Source organism: Rhizobium sp. S163 (assembly GCF_030380805.1).
GTDB lineage: Bacteria > Pseudomonadota > Alphaproteobacteria > Rhizobiales > Rhizobiaceae > Rhizobium.
This window is the reverse complement of record NZ_JAUDSA010000007.1, coordinates 179,490-200,081: the sequence shown is the minus strand read 5'-3', so window position 1 is coordinate 200,081 and position 20,592 is coordinate 179,490. Positions and strand designations below refer to the sequence as shown.

Annotated in this window: 19 protein-coding genes, 1 pseudogene and 1 riboswitch; of the genes and pseudogenes, 10 read left to right on the top strand and 10 right to left on the bottom strand. The window is 60.1% G+C overall.

The annotated features are described in order from the left end of the window. Positions 1-51 precede the first annotated feature (51 nt). From QTL96_RS09595 to QTL96_RS09575, 5 genes are all read right to left on the bottom strand, one after another. Complete coding sequence (locus tag QTL96_RS09595) at positions 52-993, bottom strand: FecR family protein (protein WP_289727581.1); 942 nt, start codon at positions 991-993, stop codon at positions 52-54. 58 nt (positions 994-1,051) lie between these two features. Beyond that, on the bottom strand, positions 1,052-1,564 hold the full coding sequence (locus QTL96_RS09590) for an RNA polymerase sigma factor (RefSeq protein WP_289727580.1): 513 nt from the start codon (positions 1,562-1,564) through the stop codon (positions 1,052-1,054). Positions 1,565-1,839: 275 nt separating this feature from the next. Further along, positions 1,840-2,484, bottom strand: coding sequence for a 3-oxo-tetronate 4-phosphate decarboxylase (otnC, locus tag QTL96_RS09585; protein ID WP_289727579.1), 645 nt, complete (start codon positions 2,482-2,484; stop codon positions 1,840-1,842). Then, positions 2,484-3,752, bottom strand: a complete 1,269-nt coding sequence (gene otnK / locus QTL96_RS09580; RefSeq protein ID WP_354669125.1) for a 3-oxo-tetronate kinase — start codon at positions 3,750-3,752, stop codon at positions 2,484-2,486. Before otnK ends, otnC begins: the two co-directional genes overlap by 1 nt. A gap of 23 nt (positions 3,753-3,775) precedes the next feature. Further along, complete coding sequence (locus QTL96_RS09575; RefSeq protein WP_289727578.1) at positions 3,776-4,780, bottom strand: LacI family DNA-binding transcriptional regulator; 1,005 nt, start codon at positions 4,778-4,780, stop codon at positions 3,776-3,778. A 160-nt stretch (positions 4,781-4,940) separates the two neighbouring features. On the opposite strand from QTL96_RS09575, the gene QTL96_RS09570 reads away from it, so the two are divergent. From QTL96_RS09570 to QTL96_RS09530, 9 genes and pseudogenes are all read left to right on the top strand, one after another. Continuing rightward, entirely contained in the window at positions 4,941-6,068 is a 1,128-nt protein-coding gene (locus QTL96_RS09570; protein ID WP_289727577.1) for a sugar ABC transporter substrate-binding protein, read from the top strand. Positions 6,069-6,125: 57 nt separating this feature from the next. Further along, the gene (locus QTL96_RS09565) at positions 6,126-7,661 is read left to right on the top strand and encodes a sugar ABC transporter ATP-binding protein (protein WP_289727576.1); all 1,536 of its coding nucleotides are present in this window, start codon (positions 6,126-6,128) and stop codon (positions 7,659-7,661) included. Next, positions 7,658-8,626 carry an ABC transporter permease gene (locus QTL96_RS09560; protein WP_289727575.1) on the top strand — a complete coding sequence of 323 codons (969 nt, stop codon included), beginning with the start codon at positions 7,658-7,660 and terminating at the stop codon, positions 8,624-8,626. Before QTL96_RS09565 ends, QTL96_RS09560 begins: the two co-directional genes overlap by 4 nt. Continuing rightward, a complete protein-coding gene (locus tag QTL96_RS09555) occupies positions 8,623-9,603 on the top strand; it encodes an ABC transporter permease (RefSeq protein ID WP_289727574.1) in 981 nt (326 codons plus the stop codon). The genes QTL96_RS09560 and QTL96_RS09555 overlap by 4 nt, the downstream gene beginning before the upstream one ends. Beyond that, positions 9,603-10,517, top strand: a complete 915-nt coding sequence (ltnD, locus tag QTL96_RS09550; protein WP_289727573.1) for an L-threonate dehydrogenase — start codon at positions 9,603-9,605, stop codon at positions 10,515-10,517. The genes QTL96_RS09555 and ltnD overlap by 1 nt, the downstream gene beginning before the upstream one ends. A 1-nt stretch (position 10,518) precedes the next feature. Then, positions 10,519-11,286: a 2-oxo-tetronate isomerase gene (gene otnI / locus QTL96_RS09545; protein ID WP_289727572.1), complete on the top strand. Its 768-nt coding sequence runs from the start codon at positions 10,519-10,521 to the stop codon at positions 11,284-11,286. A gap of 28 nt (positions 11,287-11,314) precedes the next feature. After that, the gene (locus tag QTL96_RS09540; RefSeq protein WP_289727571.1) at positions 11,315-12,241 is read left to right on the top strand and encodes an SMP-30/gluconolactonase/LRE family protein; all 927 of its coding nucleotides are present in this window, start codon (positions 11,315-11,317) and stop codon (positions 12,239-12,241) included. Positions 12,242-12,851: 610 nt separating this feature from the next. Beyond that, positions 12,852-13,175, top strand: a pseudogene (locus tag QTL96_RS09535) (acyltransferase); the annotation flags it as partial. A gap of 100 nt (positions 13,176-13,275) precedes the next feature. Further along, on the top strand, positions 13,276-13,941 hold the full coding sequence (locus QTL96_RS09530) for an acyltransferase family protein (protein ID WP_289727570.1): 666 nt from the start codon (positions 13,276-13,278) through the stop codon (positions 13,939-13,941). Between the two features lie 26 nt (positions 13,942-13,967). On the opposite strand, the gene QTL96_RS09525 is transcribed toward QTL96_RS09530, so the two are convergent. The 5 genes from QTL96_RS09525 to thiC are packed head-to-tail and all read right to left on the bottom strand — an operon-like array spanning position 13,968 to position 18,349. Next, on the bottom strand, positions 13,968-14,579 hold the full coding sequence (locus QTL96_RS09525) for a thiamine phosphate synthase (protein WP_289727569.1): 612 nt from the start codon (positions 14,577-14,579) through the stop codon (positions 13,968-13,970). After that, a complete protein-coding gene (locus QTL96_RS09520) occupies positions 14,576-15,349 on the bottom strand; it encodes a thiazole synthase (protein ID WP_289727568.1) in 774 nt (257 codons plus the stop codon). Before QTL96_RS09520 ends, QTL96_RS09525 begins: the two co-directional genes overlap by 4 nt. A gap of 3 nt (positions 15,350-15,352) precedes the next feature. Beyond that, a complete protein-coding gene (thiS, locus tag QTL96_RS09515; RefSeq protein WP_289727567.1) occupies positions 15,353-15,550 on the bottom strand; it encodes a sulfur carrier protein ThiS in 198 nt (65 codons plus the stop codon). Continuing rightward, a complete protein-coding gene (thiO, locus tag QTL96_RS09510; RefSeq protein ID WP_289727566.1) occupies positions 15,547-16,521 on the bottom strand; it encodes a glycine oxidase ThiO in 975 nt (324 codons plus the stop codon). The genes thiS and thiO overlap by 4 nt, the downstream gene beginning before the upstream one ends. Position 16,522: 1 nt before the next feature. Beyond that, positions 16,523-18,349 (bottom strand): phosphomethylpyrimidine synthase ThiC, encoded by a 1,827-nt coding sequence (gene thiC / locus QTL96_RS09505; protein ID WP_289727565.1) that lies wholly within the window; start codon positions 18,347-18,349, stop codon positions 16,523-16,525. A 91-nt stretch (positions 18,350-18,440) separates the two neighbouring features. Then, positions 18,441-18,552, bottom strand: a riboswitch (TPP riboswitch). 446 nt (positions 18,553-18,998) lie between these two features. On the opposite strand from thiC, the gene QTL96_RS09500 reads away from it, so the two are divergent. Continuing rightward, positions 18,999-20,105 (top strand): Fic family protein, encoded by a 1,107-nt coding sequence (locus QTL96_RS09500; RefSeq protein ID WP_113197757.1) that lies wholly within the window; start codon positions 18,999-19,001, stop codon positions 20,103-20,105. Positions 20,106-20,592: the final 487 nt, after the last annotated feature.

Below are 20,592 nucleotides of genomic sequence, written 5' to 3'. Positions count from 1 at the left end.
AGAGAGGGACGATCGAAGATGGGAAAAACCTGAGTGGTTCTGAAATATTTTTTATCGCGGGTAGATAAGTGTCAGCCAGGGAGAGTAGGTGGCCACGCGGATTGGCAGCCCATTCTCCAATGTCTGGAGAATGCTGCCCGCGCGCCTGACATCGACGATCAACGTTACCGGCCGCCGGGCTAGCGCGGCGTCCATGACGATCATCTTGCCACGGCGCCACTTCGACAATGCTCGAACGGCGTCCTCCAGAGGCGTCGAAATGAAGACGAGCTTGCCGTCGCGCCACGAAAGCCGCGATCCAACATCGGTTTCGGACGGAGTCGAGATCCTGTCGTTAGAGAACACGACGGACTGTCCCTCCTGCACGTCGATAGCCTCGAAGGGCGAAGAAACACGCACTGAATGTTCGGCGACCGCGACAACGATGCGATCGTCTTCCGCAGACACCGAGAATTGCGTTCCAAGCGCAACGGTTTTAAGAGGCCCTGCATTGACGACAAAGGGACGGGAGCTGTCTTTTGCGACGGTAAAGAATACCTCTCCTTCGACCAGAGTGACGACGCGCTGCGTCATCGTATAGGCAAGGGAGATCGCCGATGCGGTAGACAGCTCGGCGGTCGAGCCATCCGGCAATGTGACGGTTCGGGTCTCGCCTGTCCCCGTCCTGAAGTCTGCCGGGAGAGGGCGCAGATAGGCGGCCGTTGCCAGGGCGGATGACGCGACGACCACGAATGCACTTCCCGTCTTCAGCAGCTTTCGACGCGACAGTCGCGTTGGTTCCGATTTATCCGGTACCATGCCTGCACCCAGCCAAAGTCGTTCAATGTCAGCATAGGCTGCTGCGTGGGACGGATCGGCCTGCAGCCATGCCCTGAAATCGGCCAAGTCATTCGGTGTCGCACTGTCGTCCAGCAGATGCGCAAACCATTCGGCAGCGCTTCGTGATGCGTCGCGCGGTGATTGCGGCTGGGGTTCTTGGCTTGTGTCCTGCATGGATCTCACGGCTCCCGACGCACTACCGCGCGATGCGACATCGGCTTCCAGTCATCTGTTACTCATCTACCCGCATAGCGCTTCTCAGGCGTTCAAGCGCAACGACCATATGGCTGAAAACGGTCTTGGGGGAAATACCGAGATGGTTTCCGATCTCCTGGTAGGTTAGGCCGTCGATACGAGACATCAGGAAGACCTGCCTTGCACGGGGCGGCATGTCATCGATGACCGCCGAGATACGCCGCAGTTCATTCAGGCCGATCGCCACCTGTTCGGCCGATGGTGAAGGATCGGATACCGCTTCCAGCCCATCGATCCCATCGACGAAGGGCGCGATCTTCTTGCGCCGCTGGTGGTCGAGTGCGAGATTGCGCCCTGTCGTCATGAAATAGCCGGCCAGGTCCGCGACCTCTCGCAACAACGAGCGTCGCTCCCAAAAACGAAGGAAGGTGTCCTGCAACAAATCCGCTGTCGTCGCGCTGCATCGAACTCGCTGGTAGATGACAGCCGAAAGACGCGTGCGTACGTGCAGAAAAGTATCTAGGATTTCGGGTCGATGAGCGCTAGTCATAGGATGCTGCTAGCATCCGGTAACGGATAGACGCAATATTTAAGTTGATTATTAAAATCATATTTTGTAGGCGCGGCCCTTTTGTCACAAGGCCGACGCGCTGTAATGATGACCGTCACCGCATGAAGATCCCGGTTGCGCGAGCCAGTGTTCAAACCGAAAGGCATGAAACCCGCCAGACGTCCGCTCGTCGACAGGTGCTGCCCAAACGCCCTCGAAAGACGTTGATCGGACGAAATGACGAGCTTCGGGAGCGTCTGGCGGCGATTTTCCAACTATTTCCTGGACAGGAGTTCAGCCCTTTGAGCAGGCGTAAGCGGGCGAATTGCGTGCGGACGCAACAGCAGATGCAGCTTGGCAGTTTCTTCAAGCTCCTCGGTTGCGTACTGCGCTTCGCGCAACGTCTTGCCCGCGACGACCGGGCCATGGTTGGCCAAAAGCACCGCGTGGCTGTCCTTTGCCTTGTCCGCGACTGCCGCTGCAAGGGCGGGATCGCCAGGTGGAAAGTATTCGACAAGCGGAAGCTTTCCCACGCGCATCACGTAATAGGCCGTCAAAGGTGGCAATACATCAGCTGGATCGACATCGTCGAGTACGCTGACCGCCACCGCGTAGGTGGAGTGAAGATGGACGACGGCGCCACTCATCTTCTGCTGGCAATACATGCATTGATGCAGAAATGCTTCTTTCGTGGGTTTGTCGCCATCCACGTGGACGCCTTCGGCCGTGAAGCGCGACAGGCGGGCCGGATCCAGATCGCCAAGCGACGCATTGGTCGGCGTCATGAGAACGTCACCATTGGCAAGCCGTGCGCTGATATTGCCCGTCGATCCAAACGTCAGCGACCGATCGAACAGGGATCGACCGACAGTGGCGATGTCGTCCCTCAACTTCGTCTCTTCCGAAATGATCGCCACCATCACACCAGATCCCATGCCCGCAAAAAGAAGTCGTCGCCGCCAAAGTTGCCTGATTTGAGCGCAAGTGCCAGGGGTTCCTTGCGGCCGATGCTAACCGTCCACGGAACCCCCGGATCGATCTCGGGACCGATCAATAGCGCCTGGACGCCGAGCTGATTAACCACCGCGCCAGACGTTTCGCCACCTGCTACGAGGAAGCGGCAGTAGCCGAGGCTCGTCAGGCGGGCGGCCACTTGTGCCAACAGCTGCTCTATCAATTCACCCGCACGATCGCGTCCAAGCGCCTCCTGTGCGCGCCTGACATCGTCTGGCTCGGAGCTCGAATAGACAAGGGGGGTCGCGTCAGTGGCGGACATGACCCAGTCGACGACTGCATCAACGGTGGTGCGGCCGGCCGCAATGTCGAGCGGGTCCAGTTTCAGTGCCGGCGTTGCGGCCTCAATCGCGACCGAGACCTGGCGGCGGGTGGCCGCCGAGCAGGAGCCCGCGAGGATCACGGCCTTGCCCTGCGGCGCCGCGAAGTCCGCTGCGGTGCTTTGCGAGCGCAGCTTGCCAGCGCGCCGGAAGTTTTCGGGCAGGCCAAGCGCGATGCCAGAACCGCCCGTGATCAGGCGCATACCGACTGCCGCGCGTCCGATCGCGCGAAGATCGTCGTCGGTGAGGGCGTCGACAATGACGATCTCCTCGCCTCGGGCAGCCGCCTGTGTGAACGCAGCACCGATCTGGTCGCTGCCCTTACTAACCCAGTCGCGGGTAATCAATCCGACCTTAAGTGCCGTCTGCTGCTGGAGCACGCGAACAAGATTGGATTCCGTCATCGGCGTCAACGGATGGTTCTTCATCGGGCTGTCTGACAAGAGCATGTCGCCGACAAACAGATGGCCGCGATAGACCGTTCGGCCGTTTGCGGGAAAGGCGGGGCATGCCAGCGTGAGCGCTCCGCCCAGATGCCCGTGCAAGGCTTCGGCGACCGGGCCAATATTGCCTTCAGGCGTCGAATCGAATGTCGAACAATATTTGAAGATGACCTGTTCGGCGCCAGCCGCGATCAGGCGGCGGCAGGCTTCGAGAGACAAGGCGACCGCTTCGTCTGCCGCTATGGTTCGCGATTTCAGCGCGACAACCACGGCCTCGGCATCGCCATAGTCGAAGTCGACCGGTGGAATACCGACCACCTGCACCGTCCGCATTCCCTCTCGAGACAGCGTCAGAGCGAGGTCCGTCGCTCCCGTCAAATCATCAGCCACCGCGCCCAACAGCATCTTCATTTACTCCCCAAAGACAGAAATTCTCAGGCCGTTGCGCCTTCGATGATATCGAAACCTGTATCGACCACCACGCGTTCCTCCGGCCGGGTAGGGCTCTCCAGAAGCTTCTCGACCGCCGTCTTGCCGATCAGGAACCGGTTAGAGCGTATCGTCGAAAGAGGCATTGGAAGCACCTGGCCGATGTCCAGGCCGTTGAAGCCGAAGAGGGCAAGCCGGTCGCGCACGGCAATGCCGGCCGCGAGGCAATGGAAAAACCCGCCAACGGCCATGTCGTCGTTGGAAAAGACGACAGCATCGATATCGGGTGCGCGCGAACACAAGCTCGCAAGCGTGTCGCGACCCGCCATCGTCGAGCTCGGGCCGTCAAAGCGCTGCTCGGCGCGTAGCGTCAATCCCGCTTCCGACAGGGCCTGGCACAGGCCCTCATATCGCAGCCGGGCACGCCGATCGGCGACCCAGTCGTGACCGACATAGCCGAGGCGTCGGTAGCCACGCTTAATCAGGTGGCGCGCGGTCGCGTATCCGGCCTGGCGGTGAGACAGGCCAACGGCAACGTCGATCGGCTCGGCATCGATATCCATCAATTCAGCGACGCGCACCCGGCTGTTGTCCAGCATGCGCCGCGCAGCGTCCGTGTGGTCGAACCCGGTGGTGACGATGGCGGCCGGCTGCCATGCGAGCAGCGAAGACAGGATATCCTGTTCCTTGTTCGCATCATAATTCGTCACACCCACCACCGGCTGGTAGGCGGTGGTGGCAAGTGCTGCATGGATCCCCTGCAGCACTTCGGGAAAGACGATGTTGGAAAGCGACGGCAAGAGAACGCCGATCAACAACGAACCGGAAGAGGCAAGCGATCCCGCCGCGCGGTTCGGTACATAGCCCAGGGTTTCGATTGCCTTGACGACGCGGCTGCGCGTGTCATCGGCGATCGGTCCTTTGTTGCGGATCACGCGCGACACTGTGTTTTCGCTGACACCGGCAAGCTTGGCCACGTGTGCAAGGGTCGGTACTTCATACTGCGTCACAAGGCCCTCCTTTCCGCGGCAATTGATTGAAGCCGAATTCGGTATCTCAGCGCTAACATATTTCGCTTGAAGATTGCTAGAGGATGTGCTTATAATTTTTATGTTAGCGCTGAGATAGTGCTTTTGGGAGCGTTTTTAAGGTTTTCGGGAGGAAAACACCGTGAAGAATAATCGGAGAGCCGTCGTCGCGATGGCGGCGTCACTGTGCGCATTTACGGCCCTGTCAGGGGCTTGGTCCGCAGCACATGCAGAAGACACGTTTCGGCCGGAGTGCTTCTCGCCGGCACCAGACAACAAGAAGGTCATCCGCTACGAGAAGCGCGAGGGACCATACAAGATCGCCTTCGTAAACGGCTTTGCTGGCAATGACTGGCGCGTGACCGCCATTCAGGGTGCCAAAGCCTGGGCCGCGCGCCCGGAAAACAAGGCAAAGCTCGCCGAGTTCACGGTGGTATCTGTGGGTAACGACAGCGCCGCACAGATCGCCGCCATCGATAACTTCATCGCCGCCGGCTATGACGGCATCAGCTTCATCGCCGTCAACCCGACGGCATTCAAGGCAGTCATCAAGCGTGCCGCGCAAGCCGGCACCGTTCTTGTTCCCTTCGACAACGTGCTTGATACCGACGAGATCGTCCAGGTCAACGAGAACCAGTTCGAACTCGGAAAGATGAAGGCACAGGCGGTGGTGGATGCCATCAAGAACGCCAAGGGCAAGGTCGAAGGCAGCGTGCTTGAAGTCTCGGGTCTTCCGGGCAACGCGACGGACCGCGACAACCACGATGGCATGCGCTCGGTGCTCGACAAGGAAGCTGGTCTCAAGGTGGTGCAGGTCGTCGGTAACTGGGATGCCGGCACGGTGCAGAAGGTGACCGCGGACGCGATCGCGACCAATGGTCAGTTTGATGGCGTGATGGTGCAGGAAGGCTCGATCGGCGCCCTCAACGCCATGAAGAACGCCAACCACCCGGTCGTTCCCTTCGGCGGCGACGCCGGCAACGGCACGCGGCGGCTGCTTGCAGAAGGCAAGTATCCTGGTGTGACAGCGGCGCAGGCTCCGGTCATGTCGTCGGTTTCGCTGGAAGCGATCGTCTCGCTGCTTGAGGGCAATGCCCTGCCGCAGAAGATCTTCCTGCCGATCCCAAGCAAGGACAATGCCGAGCTGAAGGAAGGGACGGACTTCTTCCCGAAGCTGCCGGACACCTTCTACACGACAACGGGCTACCCGAATTGCTTCCCGGTGTTCACGCCGGAAGAGCTTCTCGGCCAGAAGCCTGACAATACCTGATCGAGGAAGGCCGGGGCAGGGCGCTGCCCATGCTCCGGCCGGATCACGGATAGATCGATGACAGATAACTCCCCCCTGATTGCACTTGCGGGCATATCAAAGACCTACGGCGCTGTGATGGCGCTCAGAGATGTCGATTTCACCTGCGAGGCCGGGACGATCCATGCGATCCTCGGCGAAAACGGCGCCGGAAAATCGACCCTGATGAAGCTACTCTCCGGCGTTATCGCGCCGACTTCAGGTATGATCCGTCTCGACGGCGCGCCCGTCAGCTTCTCCGGGACACGCGATGCAGCAAATCATGGCATTGTGTGCATGTTCCAGGAGCTCTCGCTGATGCCAAGCCTCACCGTTGGCGACAATATCGTCCTGGCGCGTCCACGGACCATGTTCGGTTTCGTCCGGCGCGCAGCCTACCGTGATGCGGCGGCTTGCCTTGCAATGATCGGTGCAGAGCGCATTCGGCTCGACAGCCTGATCAGCGAACTCACGCTTGCCGAACGCCAACTAGTCGAGATCGCCAAGGCGCTCTATCAGAAGCCGCGACTGCTGATCCTCGACGAGGCGACATCGGCCCTGGGCGCCGATGCGGTCGAGCGCGTATTCTCCGTCATCCGCCGGCTGCGCGATCAGGGAACGTGCGTGCTGTTCATCTCGCATCGCTTCCATGAAGTTCACGCGCTCGCGGACCGCATCTCGGTGTTCCGCAACGGCGCGCATGTGAAGACATTCCCGGCTGGCACCATCGATCACGAGGGGATTGTCTCGTTGATGATCGGGCAGTCGATGGAGCAACTGTTTCCGGCACAGCGCGCGGCGGTTGCTGTCGATGTCCAGCCTCTCCTGTCCGTGCGGAACATGTCATGGGCGAGCGAGCTCGATGATATCTCGTTCGACGTCCGTCCCGGCGAGATATATGGCCTTGGCGGCCTGGAAGGGCAGGGGCAGCAGCGGGTGCTCGAGGCCATCTTCGGCATTCTCAGCGGAGTGTCGGGGGCAATCGAGATCGGTGGCAAGCCCTTCAGCCGGCGCTCGCCATTCCACGCGAAAGCCGAGGATGTCGGCATCGCCTTCATCCCCGAGGACCGCAAGACGGAGGGAATGATCCCAAGCCTGTCGATCGAGGACAACATGCGTCTGGCCGGCCTCGGCCGGGACGGTATTCTGGTCCGCGACAATGCTGCACGCGAGGCGCATTATGAGGCGCTCCTCCACCGGCTCGAGCTTGTCTACGGGCAAATGTCGGATCCGGTCGCCTCGCTCTCCGGCGGCAACCAGCAGAAGGTGCTGCTGGCAAAGTGGCTGGCACTGAAGCCGCGTTGTCTCCTCCTGCTCGATCCGACCCGCGGCATAGACGTCAAGACCAAGGCGCAGATCTATCAGCTGCTGAGCGATCTTGCAGATGCCGGCGTGGCAATCGTGCTGCAGTCAACCGACTACGAAGAGCTCGTCCATCTTTGCGCGAGGGTTGCCGTCTTTTATCACGGGCGCATCGCGCGGGAACTGGCCGGCGACACGCTGACACCCGAGAACCTGATTTCGGCGGCGATGGGTCTCTCCAATGAACATGCCGGTCAAGGAGAAGCCGCATGACGCGCATTGCACTTCAGCGCAACATCCGCTTTCTCATTCCGGCCGCTGCCTTCATCGTGCTGTTCGCGATATATGTCGGCACTCATCCGCGAGGATTTTCCACCTATGTGGTGACGATCTGGGCAAACCAGGGAGCGCTGCTGTTCTTTGCTGCGTTCGCGCAGTTCTTCGTGGTTCTGGTGCGCGGTATCGATTTGTCCGTTGGCGCCATGGTGGCGCTTAGCAATGTCGTTGCATCCCATGTTCTCGCGGGCGAGGGCGCCATACTGTGGCTCGGTATTGTCGCCGTCATCGGCACCGGTCTTGCCTGCGGGTTCATCAACGGGTTGGTCGTCACCTTCGGGCGCATTCCGCCGATCATCGCGACGCTTGCGACCGGTGCCGTCTATTCCGGCATCGCACTCTTTCTGCGTCCGACGCCCGGCGGTGATGTCAACAGCGACCTCTCCGACGCGCTGACATATTCAATCGCCGGCGTGCCGACGTCGTTGATACTGATCGTCGTCGTGTTGGTCGCCTTCGCGCTGATCCTGCGCTTCACCGCTTTCGGCCTGTCTCTGTACGGTCTCGGTTCGTCCGAGCATTCCGCGCAACTGACTGGCATCTCATTGCTGCGGATGCGCATCGCCGCGCACGCGCTTGGTGGTCTGTGCGCTGGCATGGCCGGATTTTATGTGAGCATGGTGACCCTGACCGGAGACGCCGGGATTGGCCCGACCTACACCCTTAACTCGATCGCTGCGATCGTCCTCGGTGGTGTCTCACTTTCCGGCGGCATCGGCGGCCCATTTGGCGTGGTGGTCGGCGCGCTGCTACTCAAGACGGTTGCCGCTTTGATGTTCTTCTCTGGCCTGCCGCCGCTTGCCCAACCGTTCTTCGAGGGCCTGATTTTGGCGCTTGCCATTGCGCTCGGTTCGCTCGGCATTCTCAAGGTTCGCAATCGTTTGAAGTTGTTTGCACAATGACCGTGATCACCCCAGAACTTCCCCGACGCCTCCTTGGCCGGTTCACTGCTCATCCCGCCATTCTTGTCGTTACAGCGGGCTGTATCCTGTTGCTGGCGATTGGCGGCATTATTTTCCCGGCTTTTCTAAGTCCGGGCTATCTCCTCCAGCAATTGCAGATCGCCTCATTTCTCGGCGTGATAGCCGCCGGAGCGACGCTGGTCATCCTGCTCGGACATATCGACCTCTCAGTGCCCGCTGGCATCACGGCAGTCGCGGTGTTGACCACCACGGTCGCGGGTTCGTCCACGCCTTCGGTTGCGGCAGTAGCCATTCCGATCGGCCTTCTCGGCGGAGCGCTGATCGGGCTGATCAACGGCATCGGCGTTGCCTTCTTCCGACTACCATCCATGGTCTGGACCTTGGCCATGAATTCGATGCTCGTCGGCGCGGTGGTGTTCTTCACAGGCGGCTTCAAGCCGCGCGGCGTGGCGCCGCCGCTTTCGATATCGCTGGCGCTCGATCGCACGCTTGGCATTCCCAATGCCTTCCTGTTCTGGATCGCGGTGATGATCATTATCGGCCTTCTCTTCAAACGCACGGTCTACGGTCGCTACATCCTTGCCACCGGCAGTTCCGAAAAGGCGGTCTATCTCTCCGGTATCAGGGTACGGCTGGTGACGACGATGACCTTCGTGGCCGCCGGCGTCTTCACCGCCATCGGTGCGATCCTTCTGGCCGGCTACGCCAACCAGGCCTATCAGGGTATGGGCGATGCCTACATGCTGCCGGTGCTCACCGCCGTTGTCATCGGCGGAACGTCCATCCTCGGTGGCAAGGGCAGTTACGCCGGAACCGTTGTCGGCGCACTGTTCATCACGCTCCTGTCTTCCATTCTTTCGGTGTTGCAGATGCCGGAAGCTTTCCGTCAGATCGTTTTCGGTCTGATCATACTCTCCATGTTGCTGATACGCAGATTTGAAAGGAACAATCGATAATGGCCGGATCCACCCACGTAGCAATCGTCGGATTGGGCTCGATGGGCCTTGGCATGGCACGCTCGCTTCTGCGAGCCGGCCACACGGTTTCTGGCTGCGACATCAGCGATGCGGCATTGAACAGCCTGGAAGCCGCCGGTGGCAAGCCGTTCTCAACACCGGCAGCCGCCGCGAGGGATGCGCAGATCGCCGTTATCGTCGTCGTCAACGCGGCGCAGACAGAGTCCGTACTGTTCGGTCCCGACGGCGCCGTCGCGGCGTTGGCGCCCGGCTCCGTCGTGATATCGTCGGCAACTATCTCACCGGCCGAGGCCAAGGACTTCGCCCAAAGGGCCGGCAAGCATGGGATCCTTTATCTCGATGCCCCGATCAGTGGCGGTTCGGCCAAGGCCGATCAAGGCGCGCTGACGGTCATGGCCTCCGGTTCGCCCGAGAGCTTCGCCGCGGCCCGGCCGGCGCTCGATGCGATGGCAGCAACCGTTTACGGACTGGGCGACGATGTCGGCGTTGGCTCATCCTTCAAGATCGTCAACCAGCTGCTGGCGGGCGTCCATATCGCCGTTGCCTGCGAAGCGATCACCTTCGCCAAAAGCCTCGGGCTCGATATCTCCAGGGTCTTCGACGTCATCACAAAATCGGCTGGCAACAGCTGGATGTTCGAAAACCGCATCCCGCATGTCGTCGCCGGCGATTACACGCCCCACAGCGCCGTATCGATCTTCACCAAGGATCTCGGCATCGTCTCCGACATCGGCCGGCAGCAGAAATTCCCCCTTCCGATCGCCAGCGCCGCTTTGCAGCTTTTCCTCATGACCGAAGCGGCTGGCATGGGGCAAGACGACGATTCTTCAGTCGCCCGCCTTCTGGCGTCGATCGCCGGGCTGCAACTGCCCGGCATGGACAAGGAGGTCTGAGATGCCACGTTTTGCCGCCAACCTCACCATGATGTTCAACGAACACGCGTTTCTCGATCGCTTTCAGGCAGCAGCCGACGCTGGCTTCGAAGCCGTCGAATATCTTTTCCCATATGACCATCCAGCCGACGTCATTGCCCAGAGGCTCCATGCGACCGGATTGAAACAGGCACTCTTCAACATGCCGCCCGGCGATTGGGCCGCCGGCGCTCGTGGCCTGGCCGCCTTGCCGGAGCATCGAGACGAATTCCGCCAAGCGGTGGGCAAGGCGGTCGAGTATGCCAAGGTCATCGGATCGCCGCTCCTGCACATGATGGCGGGGATCGCGGATGCGAACGATCCAGCGGCAATTGCCTCCTACCGCGACGCGCTCGGCTATGCTGCCGACTCCACGGCGCGCGACGGGATCGGCCTCGTGATCGAGCCGATCAACGGCCGCGATATGCCCGGTTACTTCCTCAACGATTTCAACCGCGCCATCAGCTTCATCTCCGATCTGAACCACACAAACGTGAAGCTGCAGTTCGATATCTATCACCGGCAAATCATCCACGGCGACGTGCTTGTCGGCCTGGAAAGGGCAATGCCTGTGATCGGGCATGTGCAGACCGCATCGGTGCCCAGACGCAACGAGCCGGGAACAGGAGAGCTCGACGACTTCAGGATTTTCGCCGCACTCGATGGCCTTGGTTACAACGGCTATGTCGGCTGCGAATATCGCCCGGCGGGCGAAACGGTTGCCGGGCTTGGATGGATGAAGCGGCACTGAGGCGATCGACAGGACGGGAGGGGACGACGTGCTGACAAAATGGTTCGAAGTGCGCGACGAGCGGTTTGAAAAACTCGTGCTGCCGAATGTTCATGTGGACACGCTGTTTTCCGAGGGAAGATGGCTGGAGGGACCGGTCTATGTACCGGCCGGCCGCTATCTGCTTTTTTCGGACATCCCGAACAACCGCGTGCTGCGCTTCGACGAGGTCACAGGCCTCGTCACCCCGTTCGAGCACACCGCCAGCTTCACCAATGGTCACACGCTCGATGCACGGGGGCGCGTGTTATCGTGCGAGCATCTGTCGCGCTCGGTGACACGTGTGGAGCATGATGGCAGCGTCACGGTGATCGCAGACACGTTCGAAGGCCGGCGGCTGAACTCGCCCAACGACGTTGTTGTCGCTGCCGACGAGGCGGTGTGGTTTACCGATCCGACCTATGGAATCTCCACCGAATATGAAGGCGGGCGGATCAAGAGCGAGATCGGCAGTCGCAACGTTTATCGCGTTGCGACGGACGGATCGATCAAGGCGGTGTTGACGGATTTCGTCCAGCCCAACGGGATCGCTTTTTCACCGGTTGGCCGAACACTCTATGTCGTCGACAGCGGCCGTAAGCCGGCAGCGCTTTATGCCTTTGATGTCGGCCATGACAACGTTCTGGAAAACAAACGATTGCTGCGTGAATGCGATATTGGCATCTATGACGGTATTCGCCTCGACCGGCACGGCAACATCTGGGCCGGGGTTGGCGATGGCGTTCAATGCCTGGCGCCAGACGGCGCGTTGCTCGGCCGGATCATCCTGCCGGAAGCGGTCGCCAATCTGAGTTTCGGGGGACCAGCCAGGAACAGATTGTATATCTGTGCGACGCGTAGCCTCTTTGCTGTCTACCTGAACACGACCGCCGCGCATCCGCAGCAGGCATATCGCACGGATGCGACCGGAGTATGATCCGTCACGGTGGAGGAGGTCGTCAAGCTGCCTGGCCGGCCAGCCGAATTTGCCCGGCCGTCGATCGCAACAGCCTGTACCACCGATAAGAGATCGCACAGTTCTGTTTCCCACTTTGACACCCGGACCTCGCTCGTAGCCGAGCTCAGACGAAGGTCCATGGCCGGGAACAGTCGCTTTCCAACCTCGTTGAATTGCCAGCAGGTGCGAAGCAGGGACAGGGAATTCTCGTCATGATCGACAACCGGCAAACAGCGTCGATACCCGGTAACGTCGACATATCGGTTATCGCTCTCCTGGTATTCTTGTGGCCGCGATTTCGGCAAGTTAAAATCGCTCGAGGCTCTTGACGCAAACGTCTTCCAGCTTCGAGCGATCGTCCCTTGTGCGAATACCGACCAGTGCGAACACCGGCGCTCCATTTGCATCGGGCGATCGCCAGCGCACAGGTTCCAGGGTCGAGCACCTGACGATACCAGCCAGTGTACCCGCTCTCCAGCACCTTTTCCGGCTGGCATTAGAGGCGAAATGCAGTGACGCCCAGCAAGAGATTTGCAGACTGCATTGAACCCTGTCACCTTACTGGTTACGACCGCTGGGGGCCATCCGCATGACGAGCGATCAGAAGCCAACGAGACACTATCCTGCGCTCGACGGAGTTAGGGGTGTGGCCGCGCTGTCGGTCGTGCTTTTCCACCTCGAACGATGGCTTGGTGAGCCGGGGCTCGCAACGAACGGAAATCTGTCCGTCGACATGTTTTTTACCCTGAGCGGGTTCGTTCTAGCGGTAGCATATTCCCGGCGGATCCATTCCATGAGCCTGTGGGAGTTTCTGCTGAAGCGCGCGATCAGGTTCATGCCGATAATCGTTCTGGCAACCGTGATAAGCAGCTCGTACCTTCTGTCGAAAGCCATATGGCGAACCGACGAGATCTTGTATTCAACATTGTTGCTCGCGTTTTTGACTGGCGCTTTGAACCTGCCTTTTTTCGGTGCCCCGTCCAACATAGGTGGCCCGCAGCTCTTTCCACTCAATGGACCTCAGTTTTCCACTGTTTTTCGAAGTGGTTGCAAACGGTGTCTGGTGGGCTGTCCGGTTTGGGCCTCAAGTCTCCATTGCGGTTGCAACCTTCCTTCTTTCGGCATCTTGCGTCATTGTTTATGGCATTGGTGGCGATACGACAGCCACGTTCTGGCTCGGTTTCGCACATGTCGGTTCATCGTTCTCATTAGGTGTGCTGATTTATCACCTGAACGAAGCTCTAGCGCCAAAAAAGCGCCATGCGCTCAGCGCTCTATTTTGGTGCTTGGCACTGCTGATGCTAGGGCTGTTTTGCATTCAGGTAGAGGCCCTATTTTCGATCAAGCTGCTGTGGAAGTTCGCGTTTGCCCCCGCTCTTGTCTGGACTGGCTCAAGTGTGGACCTCAGCGCAATCCAGACCAGGCTCTGTCGCTATCTGGGAGACCTTTCCTATCCAATATATGCATTGCATTATCCCATCTTTTGCTGGGTCAATGGCGTAATTCAGGCGTTTACAGGTGGAAAAAATCCTGCACTGGAGACGCTGGTCGTGGTGTTTGCCGTACTGGCAGCCAGCCATCTGTTCCTTCAACTATACGACAAGCCTGTTCGGTCATATCTCGACAGACGCGTCGGGTGGAGGCGCTCAACGAACTCCGCGACGCCGTCCGGGTCCTGACAGTATCCAGCCTGTCAGGCCTTCCTCTATATCGATCGCCACGGCTCGGTCACTGCTAGCCATTGCCGCGTTCTTGCCTCGGGATCAGCGTTGCGGGTGATGTCGGTCACGACAGCGGCGCTATCTGCGCCATGAACAAATACGCCCTCGATGCGTTCGACGTTCAGGCCGCCGATCGCCACCAAAGGCAAGTCGCCAATCCGTTCTTTCCATCCACGCAATCGCTCGAGCCCCTGTGGCGCCCATTTCATCTGCTTCAGGATCGTCGCGTAGACTGGACCGAGCGCGACATAGTCGGGCCGCGCGGCGAGGGCGGTCTGAAGTTCGACCGCGTCGTGGGTGGACAGGCCGAGCTTGACGCCGGCGGCGCGGATCGCGGCGAGGTCAGCGGTTTCCAGATCCTCCTGGCCGAGATGGACAAAATCGCAGCCTTCCTCGATCGCCAGCTGCCAGTAATCGTTGATGATCAGCTGGCAGCGATGCTGCGCGCAGATCGCCCGAGCGCTGCGGATCTCTTGGCGCAGATCGGCCTCGGAGCGATCCTTGACGCGCAGTTGCACCAACCTGACGCCAACAGGCACCAGCCGCTCGATCCAGTCGGCACTGTCGACGATGAGGTAGAAGGGATCGAGCTTCATGAAAATACCGCCTTTCCGATAACAGGCGTTGATGGGACGGCGATGTCGCGCGGCTCCAGCACCCCCGCCTCGAAGGCCTTGCGGCCCGCCTCGATGGCAGCGCAGAAGGCGCCGGCCATCAAGACAGGATCGCCAGCACCCGCGACCGCTGTGTTGAGCAGCACGGCGTCGAAGCCGAGCTCCATCACAGCAGTTGCGTGCGAGGGTCGGCCGATGCCGGCGTCGACAATAAGAGGCACATCAGGGAAATGCGCGCGAATGGAGCGCAGCGCCATTGGATTTAGCGGGCCGGTGGCGCTACCGATCGGCGCGCACCATGGCATCAGCACTTGGCAACCGGCCTCCAGCAGCCTCTCGGCGACGACCAGGTCGTCAGTCGTATAGGGTAAGACCTGAAAGCCCTCACTGACCAGAATGCGGGCGGCCTCGACGAGGCCGAAGACATCCGGTTGCAGCGTGTCGTGGTTGCCGATCACTTCAAGCTTAATCCAGTCGGTGGCAAACAGCTCGCGCGCCATCTTCGCCGTCAGTACCGCCTCCGACACGCCATGGCAGCCGGCAGTGTTGGGAAGCACCTTGACGCCGAGCGAGCGGACCGTGTCGAAGAAGGCGCCACCATTGCGGCCGCCCGCCGTCTCACGACGGAGCGAGACGGTGACAATTTCGGTGCCGGAGCGGCTGACCGCATCGGCCATGATTGACGGAGAGGGGTAGCGCGCCGTGCCCAGAAGAAGGCGTGAGCTCAGCTTCGTTCCGTAGAGTTCAAGCATCGGTCAACCTCCCTGCATCGGCGACAGGATCTCGATCCGGTCGTCAGTGTTCAGCGAGTGCACGGACCGGTCCTCCCGATGAACGAGCTCACCGTTCACGGCGGTCGCCAGCCAGTCGCCTTCGTAATCCATCAGCGCCAGCAATTCCTCGAGCGTGGCGGCGGCGATCTCCTTGGGTTCGCCATTGACGATCAGTTTCATGATGCGTGTCCTCCTGCAATATCGGGGTTAAAGACAAGGTCGGTCGCTTTCGCGGCCATGGCGGGCGCCAGGAGAAAGCCGTGGCGGTAAAGGCCGTTCAGCGAGATCAGCTTTCCGCGTCGCTCGACGCGGGGGAAGTTGTCGGGAAAGGCGGGGCGGATGCCGGCGCCGGTTTCCACCACGATCGCATCGGCGAATGCCGGGTGCAGCGCGTAGGCGGCGTTCAACAGCTCCATCAGCGAGCGGGCGGTGATCGGGCCTGCGAATTCCGTCTCGATCATCGTCGCGCCAACCATGAAGAGGCCGTCGCCACGCGGGACGACATAGACGGGGATGCGAGGATGCAAAAGCCGCACCGGGCGGTTCAGAGCTATCTCGTCCGTGCTCAGATAAAGCATCTCGCCGCGCACGCCGCGCAGCGAAGCTGTCTGGCCAATGCGCGCGGAGCCAGTGCAATCGACGACACTTTCGAAGTCCTGCCCGTCGGGGGAAGTTTCGACGAAGACAACGCCGCACGCGATCAGCTTCGCGCGCATTGTTGTCAGCACCCGGCGCGGATCGAGATGGGCTTCGCGCGGGAAAAACAGCGCTTGCCGGAAGCGCCCCCCCAGGGAAGGCTCGAGCGTCGCGATCTGCTGTTCGTCCAACCACTCATATCCCGTCGTGCGACCGGCGAAGCGCTTGAGCTCCCCCTGGTCGCGCGCCAGTGCCAGCACCAGCGTGCCGTTTCGTTTAACGTCGCCCGGCATCATCGCCTCCCAGCGGTCGGGCGCATCCTGCCCCTCGCGCAACACGGCCTCATTGGCACTCTCGCGCTCGCACCACGGAGCCAGCATGCCGCCGGCGAGCCAGGAGGCGGCACCCGAAAATCCGCAGCTGGGATCTGAAACCGTGACCTCGGCGCCGCGCACGGCGAGCGCATGGGCGACCGTGAGGCCGGCGACGCCGGCCCCCTTGACGAGAACGCGCATCTCAGCCGGCCACCTGGCCCTCGGCATCAACCGCCATGTAGAGATCGCCGCCGTCGCGATACTTCGCAGCCATGGCGTCCAGCCCCTCTTTCTGTGCTTCGGCGCGGATATCGTGGGAGATCCGCATGGAGCAGAATTTCGGGCCGCACATCGAGCAGAAATGCGCCACCTTATGCGCCTCCTTCGGCAGCGTCTCATCGTGGAAGCTGCGGGCGGTTTCCGGATCGAGCGAGAGGTTGAACTGGTCTTCCCAGCGAAACTCGAAGCGGGCACGCGACAGCGCATCGTCGCGCAGCTGGGCGGCCGGATGTCCCTTGGCGAGATCGGCGGCGTGGGCAGCGATCTTATAGGTGATGACGCCGGTTTTCACATCGTTTCGATCCGGCAAGCCGAGATGCTCCTTCGGCGTGACGTAGCAGAGCATCGCCGTGCCGAACCAACCGATCATCGCCGCACCGATACCGGACGTTATGTGGTCGTAGCCCGGTGCGATATCTGTCGTCAGCGGCCCGAGCGTATAAAACGGCGCCTCCCCGCAGACGGCCAGCTGCTTGTCCATGTTTTCCTTGATCTTGTGCATCGGCACGTGGCCTGGGCCCTCGATCATGACCTGGCAATCCTTCGCCCAGGCGATCTTCGTCAATTCGCCCAGCGTTTCCAGCTCGGCGAATTGCGCGGCGTCGTTGGCATCGGCGATCGAGCCGGGGCGCAGGCCGTCACCAAGCGAAAAGGATACGTCATAGGCGCGGCAGATGTCGCAGATCTCCTCAAAGTGCTCATAAAGGAAGCTCTCGCGATGGTGATGAAGACACCACTTGGCCATGATCGAGCCGCCGCGCGAAACGATGCCGGTGACACGGTTGACGGTCAAAGGGATGTAGTGAAGTCGTACGCCGGCATGGATGGTGAAGTAATCGACGCCCTGTTCGGCCTGCTCGATCAGCGTGTCGCGATAGACCTCCCAGGTCAGGTTCTCGGCAATGCCCTCCACTTTTTCCAGCGCCTGGTAGAGCGGCACGGTACCGATCGGCAGCGGCGAGTTGCGGATGATCCATTCTCGGATGTTGTGGATGTTGCGGCCGGTGGACAGATCCATGACCGTATCGGCGCCCCAGCGCGCGGCCCAGACCATCTTCTCGACCTCTTCGGCCATCGAGGAGGTGACGGCGGAGTTACCGATATTGGCGTTGATCTTCACCAGGAAATTACGGCCGATGATCATCGGCTCGGCTTCCGGGTGGTTGATGTTGGCGGGAATGATGGCGCGCCCTGCTGCCACTTCCTGGCGGACGAACTCGGGGGTGACGTGATCGGGAACATGGGCTCCGAAGCTCTCGCCGTCACGGATCATGGCCTCAGCTTTGATCTTGCGGCCGAGGTTTTCGCGGATGGCGATGAATTCCATTTCGGGCGTGATGATGCCGGCGCGGGCATAGGCGAGCTGGGTCACCGCCTTCCCCTCAGTGGCGCGCAGCGGCTGGCGCTTGCCCGGGAATTCGGGTGTCAGGCGCTCGCCGCTGGCAAAGCCGTTGTCTTCGGGGCGCACCAGTCTTCCGTCATAGGCCGCCACGTCGCCGCGGGCGACAACCCAGTCGCGGCGCAGCGCAGGCAGGCCGCGTTCGATGCTGATGTCGGCGCCTTCAACAGTGTAGATCCCGGAGGAATCGTAGACCGTGACCGGCGGCTCTCCGGAGGTGAGGTGCAAGCTGATCTCGCGCATGGGAACGCGGATACCGGGGTGGATGCTGCCCGGAATGTAGATCTTTCGGGAAGCCGGAAGCGGGCCGGTGGTAACTGTGGGGGTGATGGTCTTTGCGGCGATATTCATGGTTTGAGGCTCCAAGTTTTCGTTTGGAGACCCAGTCCTCAGCCGGAATGATGAAAAGACGCGGGCACGGATTCCACGCGGAAATCCAGAGCCTCGAGCGCTTGCACCGTCCCTACGCCAGTATGAACTGGATCAGGTTCAACGGGTCACTGCGCGCGATAGCAGAATCTCAGCCCCTTGTCGGGACACCCCTGGTGAATGGGTCGAGGGTATTGCGGCCCAAGCGGTTTCGTCAAGCGCAAAAGCTTTATGGACGTTTGTGAAGAGAGCAGACGACACAAGACTCCCTACCGCTTCCAGCTTTAGCGGCGAACACCGTACCAGGCAGGAAGAGCCGGGCACGTGAGGTTTTTTGACGTTAGTCGCCACAGGCACCGGTGGCGCTCCAATCATAGGGCGTCACCGAAGCCCTCAGAATTCATTTGGTTGCGGCATCGCCAAGCCTGTTGGTGGCGGGTCACAACCAATCCGCACATCGCTGTGATTTTTTGACTGCAGCAATCAAGGATTGTCGACTGTCGCCAGTCACGTTTCGTCATGGATCTTTGCTCTAGTCGCATGCTGTTCCATCTCGGATGAGCGATAGCACTGATTGCAATAACTCATAGAAGTCGGTATTTATGAGCTATAGAAAAGGTGCCTATAACTCATGCCGTGGAACTGGCAGCACGCCGACTGGCCGAATTTTAACTATGATGCTTCCGCTATGCTCGCGTTGGAGCAGAGATTTTTGCAAGCTTCTGGCGAGCTGATAGGGGCCGTTCGACATCTCAGTAACGACGACAGCAGTCAGCTGCGCATAGAGCTGCTGAGCGAAGAGGCTATCAAGACCTCTGAAATTGAAGGCGAATATCTTGACCGCGTGAGCGTTCAGTCTTCGCTTCGTCGGCAGTTCGGACTGACGACCGATGACCGCCCCGTTCGTCCTCAAGAGCGGGGGATCGCACAGATGATGGCAGATGTTTATAGAAATTGGGACCGAACGCTGTTCCACGAGGAGCTTTTCAACTGGCACTCGATGCTTATGGCAGGAAATCGACATCTGGACACGATCGGCGGGTATCGCCGACACGAAGACGCGATGCAGATCGTGTCGGGTCGACTGGATAAACCGACGATCCACTTCGAGGCGCCTGCGTCTTTGCGGGTTGTACGGGAGATGGATCAATTCATCACGTGGTTCAACCAATCGCGACCGAATGGGCCATTTCAACTGCCGGCATTGACGCGCGCAGCCATCGGTCATCTTTATTTTGAGAGCATACATCCCTTCGAGGATGGCAACGGCAGGATTGGGCGTGCACTCGCCGAGAAGTCTCTCGCCCAAAACGTGGGACAGCCAAGCCTCATTTCGCTTGCTTTCACAATCGAGATCAACCGGAAAGCATACTACCTGGCACTCGAGCGTCACCAGCGGTCGCTCGATATCGACGGTTGGATGGCCTATTTTTCCCAGACGATCCTTGAAGCCCAGCAAGCAACGATCGATCGAACAGCTTTCTTCATTCGCAAGACAAAGTTCTACGATCGGTTTCGAGGAAAATTCAACGAGAGACAGGAGAAGGTTGTCGCACGCATTTTCCGGGAAGGTATTGCTGGTTTCAAAGGCGGTCTAAGCGCCGAGAATTACATTTCGATCACCGGAATCTCGCGCGCAACAGCGACACGTGATCTCCAGCAACTCGTGGAGATCGGCGCCTTCACACGCACCGGAGAGCGCCGGCACACGCGTTATGCGCTATACCTTCAGGGCTAAGAGCTGATAAGCGGGATTCCACTGAGCTTGGCTTCCCGCTGTACTGAAGGCGATGTGCCGACCTACTTCCTAAAAAACCTCGACTATACGGGGCACAGTGCCCCGATCTCCATCGCGGCCATGTCGGGCTGTCTTCGCTGCGACGCTCGAAATTGAAAACCAAGCCCTTCACTGGGATGATCCGGAAGAATGCCGAGAATTTAGCTGCCTGATAGCCTGCATCAACCGCATTGGACTGCTTTCCTCATTCACGCAAACAGCACGTCGCCCTAGTCATCTCGGCTAAGGCGTTCCTTTGCACGACGGCCGTTTTTCGTCCACCAGCCATCATTATCGGCACACGAAGAGCGAAGGCCACAAGCAATTCGTGAACCGACAATTTACATGATTGACATTTGTCGACCAGTGATTGACACTTGTAAAAATCGCTTCAATGGAGATGGAGCGGTGACCCATCGACCACCCCAGGGATGGCCGGTGCATGGAG

What these genes read in the sequence shown, in the direction of transcription:
- QTL96_RS09595 (WP_289727581.1), bottom strand. Translation starts at nt 993, where the DNA reads ATGCAGGACACAAGCCAAGAACCCCAGCCGCAATCACCGCGCGACGCA.
- QTL96_RS09590 (WP_289727580.1), bottom strand. Translation starts at nt 1,564, where the DNA reads ATGACTAGCGCTCATCGACCCGAAATCCTAGATACTTTTCTGCACGTA.
- otnC (WP_289727579.1), bottom strand. Translation starts at nt 2,484, where the DNA reads ATGGTGGCGATCATTTCGGAAGAGACGAAGTTGAGGGACGACATCGCC.
- otnK (WP_354669125.1), bottom strand. Translation starts at nt 3,752, where the DNA reads ATGAAGATGCTGTTGGGCGCGGTGGCTGATGATTTGACGGGAGCGACG.
- QTL96_RS09565 (WP_289727576.1), top strand. Translation starts at nt 6,126, where the DNA reads ATGACAGATAACTCCCCCCTGATTGCACTTGCGGGCATATCAAAGACC.
- QTL96_RS09560 (WP_289727575.1), top strand. Translation starts at nt 7,658, where the DNA reads ATGACGCGCATTGCACTTCAGCGCAACATCCGCTTTCTCATTCCGGCC.
- QTL96_RS09555 (WP_289727574.1), top strand. Translation starts at nt 8,623, where the DNA reads ATGACCGTGATCACCCCAGAACTTCCCCGACGCCTCCTTGGCCGGTTC.
- ltnD (WP_289727573.1), top strand. Translation starts at nt 9,603, where the DNA reads ATGGCCGGATCCACCCACGTAGCAATCGTCGGATTGGGCTCGATGGGC.
- otnI (WP_289727572.1), top strand. Translation starts at nt 10,519, where the DNA reads ATGCCACGTTTTGCCGCCAACCTCACCATGATGTTCAACGAACACGCG.
- QTL96_RS09530 (WP_289727570.1), top strand. Translation starts at nt 13,276, where the DNA reads ATGGACCTCAGTTTTCCACTGTTTTTCGAAGTGGTTGCAAACGGTGTC.
- QTL96_RS09525 (WP_289727569.1), bottom strand. Translation starts at nt 14,579, where the DNA reads ATGAAGCTCGATCCCTTCTACCTCATCGTCGACAGTGCCGACTGGATC.
- QTL96_RS09520 (WP_289727568.1), bottom strand. Translation starts at nt 15,349, where the DNA reads ATGCTTGAACTCTACGGAACGAAGCTGAGCTCACGCCTTCTTCTGGGC.
- thiS (WP_289727567.1), bottom strand. Translation starts at nt 15,550, where the DNA reads ATGAAACTGATCGTCAATGGCGAACCCAAGGAGATCGCCGCCGCCACG.
- thiO (WP_289727566.1), bottom strand. Translation starts at nt 16,521, where the DNA reads ATGCGCGTTCTCGTCAAGGGGGCCGGCGTCGCCGGCCTCACGGTCGCC.
- thiC (WP_289727565.1), bottom strand. Translation starts at nt 18,349, where the DNA reads ATGAATATCGCCGCAAAGACCATCACCCCCACAGTTACCACCGGCCCG.
- QTL96_RS09500 (WP_113197757.1), top strand. Translation starts at nt 18,999, where the DNA reads ATGCCGTGGAACTGGCAGCACGCCGACTGGCCGAATTTTAACTATGAT.